Below are 15,440 nucleotides of genomic sequence, written 5' to 3'. Positions count from 1 at the left end.
GCCGATTCAATATCGACTGCCGCTATAAAAATTAGTTGTGGTAGCTGGTCACAAGATCAACTTCGTTTTTAGAACCAATGATTACTGGCACACGTTGATGTAGATCTGTCGGTTCGATCTCAAGAATACGGACACGACCTGTAGTTGATGCACCGCCAGCCTGTTCCATGAGCATGCTCATTGGGTTAGCTTCATACATTAAACGCAGACGGCCAGCTTTAGCCGGATCTTTAAGGTCATATGGATACATGAAGATACCGCTACGGCAAAGAATACGGTGAATGTCGCCCACCATACAAGCAACCCAACGCATATTGAAGTCTTTTTCACGAGGACCGGTTTTGCCTGCTAACAATTCATCGATATAACGCTGTACTGGTGCTTCCCAATGACGTTGATTCGACGCATTGATCGCATATTCTTTAGTATCTGCAGCTACCTGAATTGCTTCAGAAGTCAGTAGGAATTCTTGAGTCTCAGGGTCATAGGTAAAGAACACTACGCCTGCGCCGACGGTCAATGCCAACATGGTCGATGGACCATAAAGCACATAACCTGCAGCTACCTGATGAACACCGGCTTGCATAAAGTCTTCTGCCTGAGTCACGGCATTTTTTGCAGGAAGAATCGAAAAAATGGTACCAACACACATATTGATGTCGATATTGCTTGAACCGTCTAATGGATCGAACAATACCAGAAATTGACCATTTTCTTGTGCAGGGGTGAATTCATCCAGTTCTTCTGAGGCCAAACCACCCACATTTGGATGTTGCTGCAAGGCATCAATCAAATAGTCATTAGAAATGACATCTAGTTTCTTTTGCTCTTCGCCTTGAACGTTTTCATGCTGTGCACTTCCCAATACACCCGCTAAAGCACCTTTTTGCAGTAATTGATCAATATCTTTGCAAGTGTTTGCAATTGTTTCAATAACTTGCGCAAGTTCAGGTGTGAGATTCCCGCTTTGTTGTTGTAAAAACTGGGATAAAGTGCGGTATGACATAGGGGAAACTCCAAAACTTAAATCGGGAAAAAATGATCAAAACGATATGCGGCTATATTTTAGATGAGAACGTACTAAAAGAAAAATTAAACTGGATTATTTGTATCGATTTTGCCCTTGCAACTCCTGCGGAAAGTGCTATGTTGAAGACAAAGGAAAATTGAGAATAGGAGCACAGATATGACAACATTGAAGTTTGATGCGACTCCAACGCCAAGCGAAGGCATTACTTTAGATGATATCTCTGAAGACAAGATGAAAGAAGCCTGGCGGGATTATGAAGCAAAACCAGAGTACAAACAATTCAATAAACATGACCTGATCGAATCGATGCATCCGGCTGAACAAGATCAGCTTCCCAAGTAGACCGATTCTTTCATTGAAGCAAATAAAAAGCACTCATGATTGAGTGCTTTTTATTTGATGAAAGCATCATGAATGAAAATTATTTCAACAATGGTGGTACTGCTTCATAATTAATTTCTACACGGCGGTTTTCTTTCCATGCATTTTCATCATGGCCCGCATTGATTGGCATTTCCTTGCCATAGCTGACTGCTTCTAATTGACCAGGATTAACACCCGTCGTCACCAGGAAGCTTTCTACTGCTTTGGCACGACGCTCGCCAAGTGCCATGTTGTATTCACGAGTACCGCGTTCATCGGTATGGCCGGTGAGTGCTACACGTGAATTGGCATTGGCCATCAGGAACTGCGCATGGGCTTGCAGCGTATTTAAATCTTCATTGCTGAGTTCAGTACTGTCATAGTCAAAATGCACCACGCGTTTTGCCAAGAATGCTTTATTTTCTGCAGTAACGCCTTTTGCAGAAGCACCTGCCATGTTTTGTGCATTCAGTGCTGCATCTTCACTTAGGCCTGCAGTATTCACAGTTGTTGTACCAGTCGTATCTAAACCGCCCGTTTGAACTTCAGCTGCAGGCTTACGGCTCGCACAACCTGTCATGACAACCGCTGCTGCTAAAAGTGGCAAGGCAAATAATTTTACTTTGTTCATCTTCATCTCCATGAAGTTTGATTATGGGGTAAAGGGTTTATCAATATAAAAATCTTATTTTGGTGCCCAAGCCGGTTCACGGACTTCGCCCGTTTCACTTGGCAAATTCATACGGAAGCGGCCATCCAGCGACATGATCGACAAGAGTCCGCGTGCACCTTCACGGGTGGCATAGACCACCATCTGGCCATTTGGCGAGAAGCTTGGCGATTCGTCCAGCGTTGTTGGTGTCAAAATGTTGTTCACACCAGAGGTCATGTCCTGAACCGCAACTCGATAGTTACTGCCGCTTGGGCGATGAACTAATGCAAGTTTTTTACCATCTGCGCTCAGCGTGCCGCGTGCGTTGAATGCACCACGGAAGGTCAGGCGTTTATTGCTACTTGATTCAAGATCATGGCGGTAAATTTGTGGAGAACCCCCACGGTCAGAAGTGAAAATAAAAGATTTTCCATCTGGTGAATAACGTGCTTCAGTATCAATGGCACTGTCATTGGTCATACGTTGTAGCTGACGCGTTTCCAGATTCATCTGGTAGATTTCCGGATTGCCGTGCATAGAAGCAGTAAACAGCATGCTCTTGCCATCTGGAGAGAAGCTCGGCGCACCATTCAAGCCGCGGAAGCTGGCCAGTTTTTCACGTTGTCCGGTCGCCAGATCCTGTACATAAATCGCCGGGCGTTTGGTTTCAAAGGACACATAAGCGATTTTTTTGGCATCTGGTGTCCATGCTGGAGAAAGGATCGGATCACGCGAGGTCAAAATGGTCTTTGGCTGTTCGCCATCGGTATCGGCAATCTGCAGCGTATAGCGTTGTTCCGGCGTAGCAGGATTACGCAGCACATAGGCAATACGTCCGCTAAAGTCACCCGGAATACCGGTCAATGCCTGATAGATGGCATCACTGATCATATGCGCTGCCTGACGGGTGCGTGAGGCTGGAACAGTTAGCAATTCATTTAATAGATATTGTTTTTTTTCGACATCATAAAGCTGATACTGGATTTCAAAAGAACCATCGGCTGTGGCCTTGGATGAACCAGTGACCACATAGGGAACACCAGCCGATGCCCAAGCTTCTGCATTCGGATTATTCAATGTTGCTGTTGCAGGCAGGTTTTTTGAAGCACTGGTAAAGCGGCCAGAACGATTCAGGTCATTTTCCACAATAGGATAAATGCTCTGATCCTGGCTGAAAGGTACAACGGCAATTTTAGGTGCTGCCTCAGGTGCCTTGGTAATTTCCAGATGCAATTGGGCATAGGACTGGGTTGCCAATACAGGGCTTAAAGTGCTAATGATTGCGAGGCAGAGTAGATGTTTGCGAGTCTTTTCCATCATTCGTTATTTACTCAAATCAACGGATTTATTGTATAGGTGCTTGGGCTACATCATCGCATGGATTTAATAGAATAAAACCATGAATTTATGACCAAACTGTTATGACACTGTGAAAAGTGAATATTATTCAATCAATTTGAAGTGAAGTTTAGCTTAAAAAATAAAAGCCATCACAACATTATTTATGTGATGGCTCCGTTTTTATTGTGCAGTAAAGGTTGAGGTAAAGCTTCGTGCTTCACGGCGTGCATCTGGATCGGAAGGCATTGGATAAGGTGCAGCAGCACGGACTGCAGCTTCTACACTGGCTTTCATGTCTGAATCACTTGAATTCACAATGACCGAGACCACACCGCCATTATCATTCAGGGTTACACGTGCAGTCGCACGCTGGCCTGATGATCCGACTGGTGTATCCCAGGCGCGTTTGATCTTATTTTCAAAATCGCGCTTCGCAGTGGATGCAATCCGTTTTGATTCCGCTTTTTTCTGTGCAGCTTCTTCAGCAGCCTGTTTAGCGGCTGAAGCTTTGGCCTCTGCATCAGCTCTGGCTTTTGCTTCGGCATCTGCTTTGCGCTTGGCGTCTGCATCCGCTTTTGCCTTAGCGTCGGCATCTGCCTTGCGTTTGGCATCAGCGTCGGCTTTTGCTTTAGCAGCCGCATCCGCTTTGGCTTTCGCATCAGTGTCCGCTTTGCGTTTTGCCGCTGCATCATTTTTAGCCTTAGCTGCCGCGTCTGCTTTGGCTTTAGCCGCTGCATCGGCTTTAGCTTTCGCATCCGCATCTGCTTTACGTTTCGCCGCTGCATCATTATTGGCTTTTGCTGCCGCATCTGCCTTTGCTTTAGCAGCAGCTTCAGCCTTACGTTTGGCATCAGCCTCTGCTTTGGCTTTTGTTGCAGCATCCGCTTTTTGCTTGGCAGCTAAGTCAGCTTTTTTCTGTGCTTCCAGTTTGGCTTTTTGAGCAGCATCGGCTTTGCGTTGTGCATTCAGTTCAGCTTGGCGTGCAGCTTCGGCTTCCGCCTTGGATTTTTGCGCTGCATCGGCTTTAGCTTTGGCTGCTGCCTGTTTGGCCTGTTCAGCGGCTTGGGCACGTTTTGCTGCTTCCGCTGCTTGCTGCGCAGCCTTGGCTTGTGCTGCCTCTGCCGCTTTTAGCTCCTGCTGCGCTTTTTGTGTATCGACTTTTGGCGGAGGTGGAGTCACAGGTACAGCAGGGGCAGCAGTTGGAATGACAGGAGCCGGTTCTATACTGGGTTCAGCAGTTTGGGTAATTTCTTCTGCGACGTTTTCATGTGCAGTTTCCTCAAATTCGGTTTCTTCGCGAGTCACCGGTTTAAGGTCTTCTGGCTTGATCAGAACGGTTTTGATCTGTTTTGGCGGTTCAGGGGGTTTACTCATGCCCAGATAAAGTAAGCCCACCAAAGCCACTGCATGGATGCCGAGCGTAAATCCAATCGCAATTGCTTTTTTTTGAAAGGGCGGTTTCTGATAATTTTTCATACTTTATTCTAGGGGTTTGGTCAGTAAACCGACTTGAGAAAGGCCAGCATCCTGCAGGCTGGACATCAAGGCCATGACATCGCCATATGGACGGGTATTATGGCCATTGATCACGACATTGAGCACCTTGTTTTCATTTTGTGCCTGGGTTTGGGCATCAACCAGAGTACGCGTCAATTCTTCCAGTGTGACCGGACCAGTCGCCTGATTTTTATATTCTAGATAATATGAACCATCTTCTTTCAGTGTGACAATGGTCGGGGCATCCTTGGATTCGATCGGTAATCCGTTGGCCTGAGGCAAGTCAACCTTGATGCCACTGGTAATCATCGGAGCGGTGACCATAAAGATCACCAGAAGTACCAGCATGACATCGATATATGGTACGACATTCATGTCACTTTTCAGTGGCTTTTTAATACGCTGAAAGCGTCCTGAACCTTGAATCGCCATTAGTCTTTGTCCTGAGTTACGCCCACAGACTGACGTTGCAATAGCGCCACCATTTCTTCGGCAAATAGCGCACGGTCAGAGTAGACCGTTTCACCTTTGGCCGTGAAGTGGTTAAAGGCCAATACCGCTGGAATGGCTGCAAACAGACCGATCGCTGTTGCAATTAGTGCTTCGGCAATACCGGGTGCGACTGTCGCCAAAGTCACCTGATCAACATCTGCCAGGCCAATAAAGGCGTTCATGATGCCCCAGACTGTACCGAACAGACCAACATAAGGTGCAACAGAACCAATACTTGCCAATGCACCCAGACCTTGTTCCAGATGACCTTGGTCACGGCTTAAACCGACACGCAGAATACGTTCAGTTCCTTCAATCGACTGGGCAGTCGGCGCATGGCGTTTTTTCAGTTTCAGGAACTCGCCCAGACCCTGATAGAAAATATCTTCAAGGCCGGTACGTTTGGAGTTGAGTTGTGCATTGTTATACAGGGTATTCAGTTCAGCACCAGACCAGAAGATTTTCTGGAAATGTTCATCATCGGCCTGGGCTTTTTTATAACTCATATAGAGCCTGGCAATCAGATACCAGCTATATATTGAGGCTAACAGGAGAGAAAGCATCACCAGTTGTACGACAGGGCTTGCTTGTAAAATAAGATCTGAAACTTGAAGAGATGATTCTAACTGAGTCGCCATAGTTGTTACGTGTGCCAATAAATTTTTTTAGTCTTGTTCCAATTCTTTTTGAATTAGTTCGCGGATTTCATCCGGGAGTCGACGTGGTCGCATCTCTGCACTGATACATGCCAACTCAACCTCACCTGATGCAAGCATGATTTCACCACGATAAATATTTTGTTGCAATACAAATGATGAAGCTTTACATGAAATGACACGTGCCGTAACAGTAATTAAATCATCCATCAGGATCGGACGCATGTATTTGACATTAATTTTATGCACCACAAAATTGTAGTCTGTCTGATGCCAGTAATGGCTTACTCCAGCGGCACGTAACCATTCGGTACGGGTACGTTCCATATAGCGAATATGATTGGCGTGATAGACAATGCCACCCGCATCAGTATCTTCAATATAAACGCGGATATTGAATTCAAAGTGATTCGCCATAGTTTTGTTCCATGCAGATTTTCGAAATTTTTGCTTGTTTTTAGATGCAGGAAAGGTATTAGAGTTTGCCGGATTCCTGCCAACAGTCAAGCAATTTAGCGGTTCAAAGTTTAGCATTGTGAGTCTTGAGACCAATGGCACAAGGTGTCAAATCTGGAGAAAAGTCGCCAAGATGAAGTACTGAGCGCTTAACAGCTCATTTATAAAACAGCAGCAGATACTAAAATGCGCGAGTCCTTGGAGCCGCGCATTTTTAGTAATAGAAGATTAGCCTTTATTTTTCTGTTTCCAGTTGGCCTGAACCTGCTCGGCCACTTTTGGATAGTCCAGAATAAAACGGACATGGCTTTCGACACCAGTTTTCAAGGTCGCATCATCGACAATGAAATTCGGGTTGTGGTTCGGTGCGGCTTTTGCCGGATCCTGATCTGCTGGTGTGGCACCAACAAACACGAAGAGTGATGGCATGAGCTGGCCATAGTAAGCAAAATCTTCACTGGCGCTGGCATTGTTGTCTAAAACATGTAATTTATCTTCACCATGTACACTCGCCAATGTCGGGCGCATCAATTCAGTCAAGGTTTTATCATTGGTGGTCACTGGTGCATAAGGTGCAATTTCGACTTTCACCTTAACGTCATTGGCTGCGGCATTGTGTTCCAGCATTTTCGGCAAGTCTTTTAAAATGCCCTGACGTACATCTTCACTATTGGAACGGATAGTGCCGACCATATTGACCTGATCTGGAATGACGTTACCGGTGGTGCCACCCTGAATACTCCCAATACTCACCACACCCATCCCTTTGGTCAGGTCGGCTTTACGGCTGATCAGGCTTTGTAAATTGGTGACCATCTGGGCAGAGGCATAAATTGGGTCTTTACCTGCCCAAGGCATGGAGCCATGCACCTGACTACCATTGACCTGAATACGTAAATGATCGGCACTGTTTAAAATCGCACCATCTTTGTAGAAGATATTGCCGCTTGGCATGCCTGCCATGACATGCATCCCGAAAATCACTTCAGGTTTTGGATTTTTTAAGGCACCGTCGGCAATCATTTTACGTGAGCCAATTTGATCGCCATGAGTGAAGTTATCAATATCTGCACCGCCTTCTTCAGCCGGCTGGAATACAAACAGCACTGTCCCCGCAATTTTATCTTTATTGGCGGCCAGAACTTTGGCTGCACCCAATAACATGGCGGTATGTGCATCATGTCCACAGGCATGCATCACATAAGATTCTTTGCCTTGATAAATGGCTTTTTGCTTGCTGGCGAAAGGCACGGGCGCAGTTTCTTTAATTGGCAATGCATCCATATCTGCGCGTAAGGCCATCACAGGGCCGGGTTTTACACCTTTTAATACACCGATTACACCAGTTTTGGCATAGCCTTTACGTACTTCAATGCCGTAGGATTTTAATTCTTTTTGGACCAGCTCCGAGGTTTTGAATTCCATATTGCCCAGTTCAGGATGCTGGTGGATATGTTGGCGTAATTTGATGGTATGTGCTTCAGCAGCTTGTACAGAATCATCAATCCAGTCGGCCAGGCTGAACTGGCTACAGAAAAGAAGAGGAAGACAAAGGGATATCTGCTTATACATATTCATACTTCGGGAGAACCTTAAGAATTTGAAATGGTTAAAGTGATTCTTTAGGATGGCATACTGATCTAATTCGACCAAAACCCTCTAAGTATTTTTCGATACCTTAAAGGTATTTTGGGTGTTAATAGCTGTTCTCAAAGAGCTTTATTTGTTCTTTTACATTGTAAGAATATGTATTTCATGTGAAATTGAGTTTATAAAATTTGTATATGGTACTTGCTTTTCGGATTTATACTTAGTGATTTCATTTGATTCACCTAGGGGATAACCCTTTATATTATGGATAAATATTCGAGTTTAAAATGAACCGTTTTTTGAAATATCTTATTATTTTCGTCATGGGTTTTACACTGTGGTTCTATTGGCTAAAACCGGATAAAGGTATTTCAGATGCTACTGATTATCAAGTCACAGAGGGCATTCATCAGTTTCAGGGTTATACCATGACAAATTTAGAACCTTATGCGGGAGAGTTTCGGGTTTTATCACGAGAAGATTATAGTTTTGGGCGAGAAGCGGAACTTAGTCCTGTCGATTTTGCCCTGGGCTGGGGAAGCATGACCAATCCGGCTGTTTATAAGCAGTTGTCGATCCGGCAAAGTAACCGCTGGTATTATTGGCGTTATGAAAATGCGCCTCCTATTCCGGTACGTGAAATTGAAATTCAGAGTGCTAATACTCATTTGATTCCTGCAAGCAAAGCGATTGCTCAACAACTCGCTCAAATCGATCAAGATGATTTGATTTATTTAAAAGGGCAGTTGGTGGAAGTGAAGTCTTCAGATGGATGAACCTGGCGTAGTTCTTTAAGTCGTGAGGATACTGGCAATGGTGCATGTGAGTTGATGCTGGTGGAGGAAGTACGTGTTGTTTCTAATTTATAAATGTCGAACTGATGAGGAAAATCACTCTAGATGCTCAACATAAAGCAGTTTCTAATCAGAGCCATTTTATTCTGGTGTGCAGTTTAATGGTAGGCTAAAACCTTCTCCCAATAAAAATCCCGTATGATTTCGGGTATCGATGCCTAGCAAAAATGCTTCAGCTTTTGATGTGTGCTCATTCCAAGTTAATGTCTGGGTAGAATAGCTAGTAAAATGCAGATGTTTTGTGGAATTGGTTTGTCCCGACCAACAGCCTGAATAGGCGCAGATGCTGATTTTATTGTCCTGCGCAATGTTAATCTGGAAAGGGGTGAAACTTTCAGTTTTAATATCACACTGATGTTCTGTGCAGGAAATTTCAGTCAGTGTATTGCTGCATGACCAGCTCTGAGCCGCATAAAGGTTTGGAGCTGTCATCAAAAAGCTGATTACAACAAAACGAGATAATTTCATTAAAGATCACGAGCAAAATGGTGCGAAATAAAGGTAATTGAATACTATTAAAAGCAGCCTAAGCTGTTTTTAATCATTTATCTTTTGGCTCAGGTGGAGTCATACCAAACTGCAAATAGGCCATATTGGTGGCAATACGACCACGCGCAGTACGCATCACATAACCTTGCTGAATCAAGTAAGGTTCAATTACATCCTCCAACGTACCAGAATCTTCCGCCATGGCAGCAGCCAAGGCTTCAACACCGGCAGGACCACCATCAAAACGCTCAAGAAGCATAGATAAATAACGACGGTCGAGTGTGTCTAAACCATCTTTATCGACTTTGAGCATATCCAAAGCACGTTGGGCCATATCCTGGTCGATTTCACCGGTACCTTTGACCTGAGCATAATCACGCACACGGCGTAATAAACGGTTGGCAATACGTGGTGTGCCTCGTGAACGACGGGCAATTTCTTTTGCGCCATCTCCGGTCATAGGCACATCCATCAAGTTGGCTGAACGTTTGACAATGTGGGTTAAATCTTCAACCGAATAAAACTCTAAACGTTGCACGATTCCGAAGCGGTCACGCAGCGGAGAGGTGAGTAGACCGGCACGTGTAGTTGCAGCTACCAAGGTAAATGGCGGTAAATCCAGTCTAATCGAGCGAGCAGCAGGGCCTTCACCAATCATGATATCGAGCTGATAATCTTCCATCGCCGGATACAGAATTTCTTCAATCACGGGTGAAAGACGGTGAATCTCGTCAATAAACAGCACATCGCCTTCTTCCAGATTCGTTAGCATCGCGGCTAAGTCACCGGCACGTTCCAGTACCGGGCCAGAAGTTGACTTGAGATTGCCACCCATTTCTCGGGCAATAATATTGGCCAATGTCGTTTTACCCAGACCTGGCGGGCCAAAGATCAATGTGTGATCAAGAGCTTCTTCACGGCCACGGGCTGCACCAATGAAAATTTCCATCTGCTCACGAACCACCGGCTGACCGATGTAGTCATCGAGGGAAGTCGGGCGGATGGCGCGATCGAAATGATCTTCGGGTTTTTCAGAACTACTGATGAGACGGTCTTGCATAACGTTTATATACCAATGTTTTAGTGATCCTTTGAGCTGGTAATTTTGACACGGCCTCAAATATGGATCTGAATCCTAAGATTTTCGCCTAGGCGAGGAATTGAATTTTTGCAGAGTCTTTCCAATCAGATTTATATCTGAGTATTAACCTGCGGTTCGCCTTACTTTTGTTTCGGCAAAAGTAAGCAAAACCACTGTCATTCGCAAAACTCGTCGAATATTGATTCTTATCGAATATATCGCAGAAACATTTAACTATAAATGTCTCCTGCCTCAAACAGTTGCGAATGACTTTTACACGTATCAGACTTTATCCTGTAACTTGGATATCATCTCTATTTATTCATCGACTTTAATGCAGCCCGGATAATATCACTGGCTTCAGTAAATTCACCTTTGGCAGCATTCACCAGTTTTTGTGCTTCAGCAGGTTTATAGCCCAAGGACTGTAATGCAGCTTCCGCTTCAGCCACGGCTGAATTGCCCATAAACTGAATTTGTGGTGCAGTTGAATTGCTTGGTGCAGCACCTGAAGCCATGGCTTTAAAGCGGTCACGCAATTCAATCATCAAGCGTTCTGCAGTCTTTTTACCCACCCCCGGAACTTTTACCAGAGTGTTGATATCTTCATGTTCAACGGTATGGATCAGCATTTCCACACTTAAAGTTGAAAGAATACCAAGCGCCATTTTCGGACCTACGCCGTTCACCTTTAATAAGGTACGGAAAATGGTTTTTTCCTGCGTATTGATAAAGCCATAAAGTAACTGGGCATCTTCACGAACAGCAAGATGGGTCCACAGGGTAATTTTCTGGCCTTTTTGCAACTGACAGAAAGTGGTTAAATGGGTGTCAATCTCATAACCTACGCCGTTTACATTTAATAAAACAGTCGGTGCTTCCAGCGCCAGCACTTCCCCAATCAGGCATCCAATCATTTTTTATACATACTCAAATTTAATACAGGCATAGTAGTCAGCATTTTTGATAAAGGCAAAACTCTATCATTCAAATCCAGTGATTTTGCTGAGATTATCATCAGGCGCTCGTTCGTGTTAGAGTAACCCGGCTTTATTGCCATGCAGTTCCTGCGCCAGATTATAAGCCTGATGATCCGAGAACTTGGAGACAATATCTAGCACCTGCATAATGTTGTCATAATGATCAGCGCTAAACTGCGCACCCGAGCGTTTTAAAATAGCCATTAAACGCTGCTCTTTAAAGCTTAAAGTTTTGTGCGGCGTGGTCAGTGGAATAAAGGCATCCAGAATCGTTTGCAGACTTTGATGCGCGATAATTTCCAGACCGGCTTTTTGCGGATGTTCGAAGATCTTGTCTCGCGCCAGTTCTTTGGCCCGGTTAATGCCAATCTCAATGTCGGCACTACAATAACCCAGCAATGAGCCTTGCAATTGGCCCATCAGAATTTCCTGCTGATGTCGGGCAAAGGCTGTGGTGACTTCATCTACCAGACGTTTCATGACCCGACCACGTAAGGCGGCAATTTTTTGTTGCCAGGTGGTATTAGGCAGATTGATTTCTTCAGGTGTGCCATATTCTCCCAGCAAGTTCAGGAAAACTGGCTCGACTTCGGTGTAACTGAGCATATTCAGGCTAATACCATCTTCCAGATCAATCAGGGCATAGCAGATATCATCCGCAGCTTCTAGAAGATAGGTCAGCGGATGACGACAATAATGATATTCACCAAGCTGGATTAATCCTAGCTGTTCAGCAATTTCCTGCAAAATCTCTTTTTCAGACTGGTAACAACCAAATTTAGGACGTCGGCTGGCAGGGGTGTTGCCAGTCGGGTCAATCGCCTCAGAGAGCCACGGATATTTAAGATAGGCACCGAGCGTGGCATAGGTCAGGCGCATGCCGCCATCATAAGGATGGTAATCGATCTTGGTCAGCAGGCGCAGGCCTTGGGCATTGCCTTCAAACTGGCGTACATCGGCTTCCTGTTCAGGACTCAAATCTTTTAAAAAGTCGGTATGAGATGCATCGTCAAACCATTCCCGAATGGCGTATTCACCGGCATGCCCAAAAGGTGGATTACCGATATCATGTGCCAGACAGGCGGCCTGAATGATGGCACCGACATCAGCCGGAGAAATCCAGGCAGGTAAATTATCTTTGATTTTCTCGGCAGCCAACATACCGAGTGAACGGCCAATACAGGAAACTTCCAGCGAATGGGTTAAGCGGGTATGAATGCCATCATGCTGGGTCAGTGGATGGACCTGGGTTTTGCGGTTTAACTGCCGGAAGCTTTGCGAAAAAATAATACGGTCATAATCTTTATGAAACGGGCTGCGTGCCAGTTCAGTGCTCTGCTTTTTACTACCAATCCGAACTGTCGAAAGCAGTTCTAACCAACGCATTTGAGTCATTTATCATTATTCAGTGATCCACTATTTGCATCATGCCAAAAAACTAGCTCCTGCACTAGGGCAGTGCGACATGAATTGTCATGCTGCATATGGTTATTTCAGTCAGCTGGAAAAGACTGAGATTAAAAATCGAAATCATCAAATGAACAATAAAAAAGCAGACTCAATGGCCTGCTTTTTGTTTAGGATGAAGAATCAAATTAGCTCTTCGCCATTTTTCTTGGCCTGTTGTGTGTCTTTATAGACATTCAGGCAAATCGTGAACAGGACCAGGCTTGCCACCAATGGCCAAAAAAGTACATATAGGGTCAATAATTGACTTGTCATCTGAAATCTCCTTATTTACTTTTCTCAGATAGCTGGTGAAATTCAATCACCATCTTATTGATTTGTTTAAAATCAAATCGTTCTTTACTGTAGACCAGCGTCAACACAGTACATACCAGCGCACTACTGCCATAAGCTGTTAGTGAGCTTAACAAGGTGCCGTATTCACGCAGGAAACCGATGGTCCATGGCATGAAGCCAATACTGGCCAATATGCCAACGACCAAGCCCACTTTCTTGCCGAAGAAACCAAAGGTCATCAGACCCAGCACAACACCAATCCCCAGGGTCGCAACGAGTTCAAAGCCAAGTGCGATCAATCCCTGAATCGGAAGCCATTCAAAACGTACAATCAGAAAGCTGAAAAATGCGAGGCCCACTGACCAGTTAAAGGCCCGGGCATTCACCTTGTCCCAATACAGGCTAACAATCACCGGGAATACAATAGAACCCCAAAGTGCACCCACAAAAATCAACATCGATAAAATGTCAAATTTCAAGGTGGCAATCACAATCCCCAGCATGGTGGCAACGATCATGGTCATCCGGCCAATAAACAGCATTTTCTTTGGATCAGGGCGGTTTTTCGCAATCTGTTTGCCATAAATGTCCGTCATGACAATCGCAGACAGGGCAGACAGATCCGAGTCAGCGGTAGAAGAAAGGGCTCCAATCACCATGATGAATAAAAGCGCGACCATAAATGGCGAAAGATAAGTCGCTGCCATTTGCGGAATCAGGTTATTCAGGTTCCCATCAATGGGCTGAATACCTGCAAATAGTGCCAATAACCCCAGCATGCCTAGACCAATAACAATTGCAGCATAACCAATGGTTGCAGTGATAAAACTCGGTTTGATCAGGTCTTCACGGACTGCAAACAGGCGCTGGGCAATGGTCTGATTACCAATCGCGTAGGCCAATACAGCAACAAAAAACGGCGCGCCTTGTTCCAGAAACGCTGTTTTAGAGAAAAAATCCAGCTGCTCCGGTTGCAGATGATGAATCCCGCTTTGAAACAGGGATGGCCCACCTAGGGTAAAGAATAAGGTTGGAATAATAATCACAGCCGCGACAATCATCGCCACCAGTTGACCAAAATCGGTAAACACCGAAGAACGGAAGCCCGACCAGAGGGTATAGGACAGCACACCGATACCGGTAATCAGCACGCCATGGATAAAGCTTAAAGGAGATAAAATCTCAACCAGTGCCCCAGCGGCGGTAAAGTTCACCATCAGGCTGATCACGCTGCCCACAATATTGGAACCTGCCAGAATCATCTGGCTTTGGTTGCCATGCCGGGCATGCATAATTTCTGCCAAGGTGTGGGCATTAGGCGCCAGTTCACGAAAGCGCTTGCCAAAGGGATAGATAAATAAAATCATCAGCGCACCCCACAAACCATAGTGTAGGGCACCGGAAACGCCGTATGTATATCCGGATGAAGCTGCTGCATAAAACGAGGCGGCCCAGATCCAGGTGGCGGTCATACTGGCCGCAGACATTCCAAATCCGATGGAGCCATTCGAGACCATGTAGCCATCAACATTTTCATTTTTCTGTTTAATACGTAACGATAGTAAAAAAGTGATGCCATAGAAAAGCACCATCAATAGTACAGTTGCTGTACTAGTGAATTGAAACATACATACTCCTTAAGCGGGTCACCTTTTGTTTTTGAAAATTAAATCATTGGTGACAGATTAAGGCTCTAAAATAGACAGAGCAGTGAAGCTATAGAACATCAAAAAATTAGTGTCCGAATATAGAATTTATATTCATCTCTACAGCAGAAAGGAAAAACCATTGCCAGGCCCAGAATTTGGACAATTCCTCAGCAATTCGGCTAGAGCTTAACATAAAATCATCAAATTTACTGATGAAGTGTCTATTTGGTAAGATTTTTAGCTGATATAGACGTGTGGGCCTGTTATTCTGTTAGTTGAATAAAAAAGAAAATTTTTGATATTTTTCTATTAATTACAAATATTTATTTTAAATTTTCAAGTTAAATAAAACATGGTAATAAGGATTAAATAAAAAGTAACAAAATTTTATTATTAATCATTTCTTCATTATTTTTTTATATGAGCCTCATAATTCCTGGTGAATTTTCTTATAAATACGAGTGGTGTTTTGCTATTTATATTGTGCTTTTTACGCATAATAGAACTAATGAATAAGTGATGAAATTTCAAAATATTAGATATGGTGGAGTAATTTTATGGATATGA

General features: G+C 44.4%; 15 protein-coding genes and 1 pseudogene. 2 read left to right on the top strand and 14 right to left on the bottom strand.

What is annotated here, in order from left to right; genetic code table 11:
• Positions 1–31 precede the first annotated feature (31 nt).
• Positions 32–1,006 (bottom strand): class 1 fructose-bisphosphatase, encoded by a 975-nt coding sequence (locus tag HGD77_RS10700; RefSeq protein ID WP_044112048.1) that lies wholly within the window; start codon positions 1,004–1,006, stop codon positions 32–34.
• 180 nt (positions 1,007–1,186) lie between these two features.
• Between HGD77_RS10700 and HGD77_RS10695 the strand changes: the two genes are divergently transcribed.
• Entirely contained in the window at positions 1,187–1,372 is a 186-nt protein-coding gene (locus tag HGD77_RS10695) for an NF038105 family protein (protein WP_004645674.1), read from the top strand.
• Positions 1,373–1,451: 79 nt separating this feature from the next.
• Here HGD77_RS10695 and pal read toward each other — a convergent pair whose 3' ends face one another.
• The 7 genes from pal to HGD77_RS10660 all read right to left on the bottom strand — a co-directional run bounded on the left by pal (position 1,452) and on the right by HGD77_RS10660 (position 8,059).
• On the bottom strand, positions 1,452–2,024 hold the full coding sequence (gene pal, locus HGD77_RS10690; RefSeq protein ID WP_005103853.1) for a peptidoglycan-associated lipoprotein Pal: 573 nt from the start codon (positions 2,022–2,024) through the stop codon (positions 1,452–1,454).
• Positions 2,025–2,078: 54 nt separating this feature from the next.
• The gene (gene tolB, locus HGD77_RS10685) at positions 2,079–3,362 is read right to left on the bottom strand and encodes a Tol-Pal system beta propeller repeat protein TolB (RefSeq protein WP_171488346.1); all 1,284 of its coding nucleotides are present in this window, start codon (positions 3,360–3,362) and stop codon (positions 2,079–2,081) included.
• Between the two features lie 204 nt (positions 3,363–3,566).
• Positions 3,567–4,862: a cell envelope integrity protein TolA gene (tolA, locus tag HGD77_RS10680; protein WP_071850622.1), complete on the bottom strand. Its 1,296-nt coding sequence runs from the start codon at positions 4,860–4,862 to the stop codon at positions 3,567–3,569.
• A gap of 3 nt (positions 4,863–4,865) precedes the next feature.
• Positions 4,866–5,315: a protein TolR gene (gene tolR, locus HGD77_RS10675; RefSeq protein WP_004731735.1), complete on the bottom strand. Its 450-nt coding sequence runs from the start codon at positions 5,313–5,315 to the stop codon at positions 4,866–4,868.
• Positions 5,315–6,013: a protein TolQ gene (gene tolQ, locus HGD77_RS10670; protein ID WP_004645669.1), complete on the bottom strand. Its 699-nt coding sequence runs from the start codon at positions 6,011–6,013 to the stop codon at positions 5,315–5,317. The genes tolR and tolQ overlap by 1 nt, the downstream gene beginning before the upstream one ends.
• 27 nt (positions 6,014–6,040) lie before the next feature.
• On the bottom strand, positions 6,041–6,448 hold the full coding sequence (ybgC, locus tag HGD77_RS10665) for a tol-pal system-associated acyl-CoA thioesterase (RefSeq protein WP_004645668.1): 408 nt from the start codon (positions 6,446–6,448) through the stop codon (positions 6,041–6,043).
• 267 nt (positions 6,449–6,715) lie between these two features.
• A complete protein-coding gene (locus HGD77_RS10660; protein WP_168731001.1) occupies positions 6,716–8,059 on the bottom strand; it encodes an amidohydrolase in 1,344 nt (447 codons plus the stop codon).
• 305 nt (positions 8,060–8,364) lie between these two features.
• Here HGD77_RS10660 and HGD77_RS10655 point away from each other — a divergent pair.
• Positions 8,365–8,946: pseudogene (locus tag HGD77_RS10655) on the top strand (hypothetical protein).
• 66 nt (positions 8,947–9,012) lie between these two features.
• On the opposite strand, the gene HGD77_RS10650 reads toward HGD77_RS10655, so the two are convergent.
• The 6 genes from HGD77_RS10650 to HGD77_RS10630 all read right to left on the bottom strand — a co-directional run bounded on the left by HGD77_RS10650 (position 9,013) and on the right by HGD77_RS10630 (position 14,852).
• On the bottom strand, positions 9,013–9,399 hold the full coding sequence (locus HGD77_RS10650; protein ID WP_168730834.1) for a hypothetical protein: 387 nt from the start codon (positions 9,397–9,399) through the stop codon (positions 9,013–9,015).
• 73 nt (positions 9,400–9,472) lie between these two features.
• Positions 9,473–10,480, bottom strand: coding sequence for a Holliday junction branch migration DNA helicase RuvB (gene ruvB, locus HGD77_RS10645; RefSeq protein ID WP_168730833.1), 1,008 nt, complete (start codon positions 10,478–10,480; stop codon positions 9,473–9,475).
• A 335-nt stretch (positions 10,481–10,815) separates the two neighbouring features.
• The gene (ruvA, locus tag HGD77_RS10640) at positions 10,816–11,418 is read right to left on the bottom strand and encodes a Holliday junction branch migration protein RuvA (RefSeq protein ID WP_168730832.1); all 603 of its coding nucleotides are present in this window, start codon (positions 11,416–11,418) and stop codon (positions 10,816–10,818) included.
• A gap of 117 nt (positions 11,419–11,535) precedes the next feature.
• The gene (locus tag HGD77_RS10635) at positions 11,536–12,876 is read right to left on the bottom strand and encodes a deoxyguanosinetriphosphate triphosphohydrolase (RefSeq protein WP_005106412.1); all 1,341 of its coding nucleotides are present in this window, start codon (positions 12,874–12,876) and stop codon (positions 11,536–11,538) included.
• Positions 12,877–13,071: 195 nt separating this feature from the next.
• Entirely contained in the window at positions 13,072–13,203 is a 132-nt protein-coding gene (locus HGD77_RS16915) for a putative transporter small subunit (RefSeq protein WP_004645659.1), read from the bottom strand.
• 11 nt (positions 13,204–13,214) lie between these two features.
• Positions 13,215–14,852 (bottom strand): sodium:solute symporter family transporter, encoded by a 1,638-nt coding sequence (locus tag HGD77_RS10630; RefSeq protein ID WP_005265803.1) that lies wholly within the window; start codon positions 14,850–14,852, stop codon positions 13,215–13,217.
• Positions 14,853–15,440 lie beyond the last annotated feature (588 nt).

This window comes from Acinetobacter sp. NEB149 (genome assembly GCF_012516415.1).
Taxonomy (GTDB): Bacteria; Pseudomonadota; Gammaproteobacteria; order Pseudomonadales; family Moraxellaceae; genus Acinetobacter; species Acinetobacter lwoffii_V.
This window is presented reverse-complemented; position numbering and strand designations above follow the sequence as displayed.

Bases quoted from the DNA above. Each gene is read 5' to 3' on its own strand.
- HGD77_RS10700 (WP_044112048.1), bottom strand. From the start codon at position 1,006: ATGTCATACCGCACTTTATCCCAGTTTTTACAACAACAAAGCGGGAAT.
- HGD77_RS10695 (WP_004645674.1), top strand. From the start codon at position 1,187: ATGACAACATTGAAGTTTGATGCGACTCCAACGCCAAGCGAAGGCATT.
- pal (WP_005103853.1), bottom strand. From the start codon at position 2,024: ATGAACAAAGTAAAATTATTTGCCTTGCCACTTTTAGCAGCAGCGGTT.
- tolB (WP_171488346.1), bottom strand. From the start codon at position 3,362: ATGGAAAAGACTCGCAAACATCTACTCTGCCTCGCAATCATTAGCACT.
- tolA (WP_071850622.1), bottom strand. From the start codon at position 4,862: ATGAAAAATTATCAGAAACCGCCCTTTCAAAAAAAAGCAATTGCGATT.
- tolR (WP_004731735.1), bottom strand. From the start codon at position 5,315: ATGGCGATTCAAGGTTCAGGACGCTTTCAGCGTATTAAAAAGCCACTG.
- tolQ (WP_004645669.1), bottom strand. From the start codon at position 6,013: ATGGCGACTCAGTTAGAATCATCTCTTCAAGTTTCAGATCTTATTTTA.
- ybgC (WP_004645668.1), bottom strand. From the start codon at position 6,448: ATGGCGAATCACTTTGAATTCAATATCCGCGTTTATATTGAAGATACT.
- HGD77_RS10660 (WP_168731001.1), bottom strand. From the start codon at position 8,059: ATGTATAAGCAGATATCCCTTTGTCTTCCTCTTCTTTTCTGTAGCCAG.
- HGD77_RS10650 (WP_168730834.1), bottom strand. From the start codon at position 9,399: ATGAAATTATCTCGTTTTGTTGTAATCAGCTTTTTGATGACAGCTCCA.
- ruvB (WP_168730833.1), bottom strand. From the start codon at position 10,480: ATGCAAGACCGTCTCATCAGTAGTTCTGAAAAACCCGAAGATCATTTC.
- ruvA (WP_168730832.1), bottom strand. From the start codon at position 11,418: ATGATTGGATGCCTGATTGGGGAAGTGCTGGCGCTGGAAGCACCGACT.
- HGD77_RS10635 (WP_005106412.1), bottom strand. From the start codon at position 12,876: ATGACTCAAATGCGTTGGTTAGAACTGCTTTCGACAGTTCGGATTGGT.
- HGD77_RS16915 (WP_004645659.1), bottom strand. From the start codon at position 13,203: ATGACAAGTCAATTATTGACCCTATATGTACTTTTTTGGCCATTGGTG.
- HGD77_RS10630 (WP_005265803.1), bottom strand. From the start codon at position 14,852: ATGTTTCAATTCACTAGTACAGCAACTGTACTATTGATGGTGCTTTTC.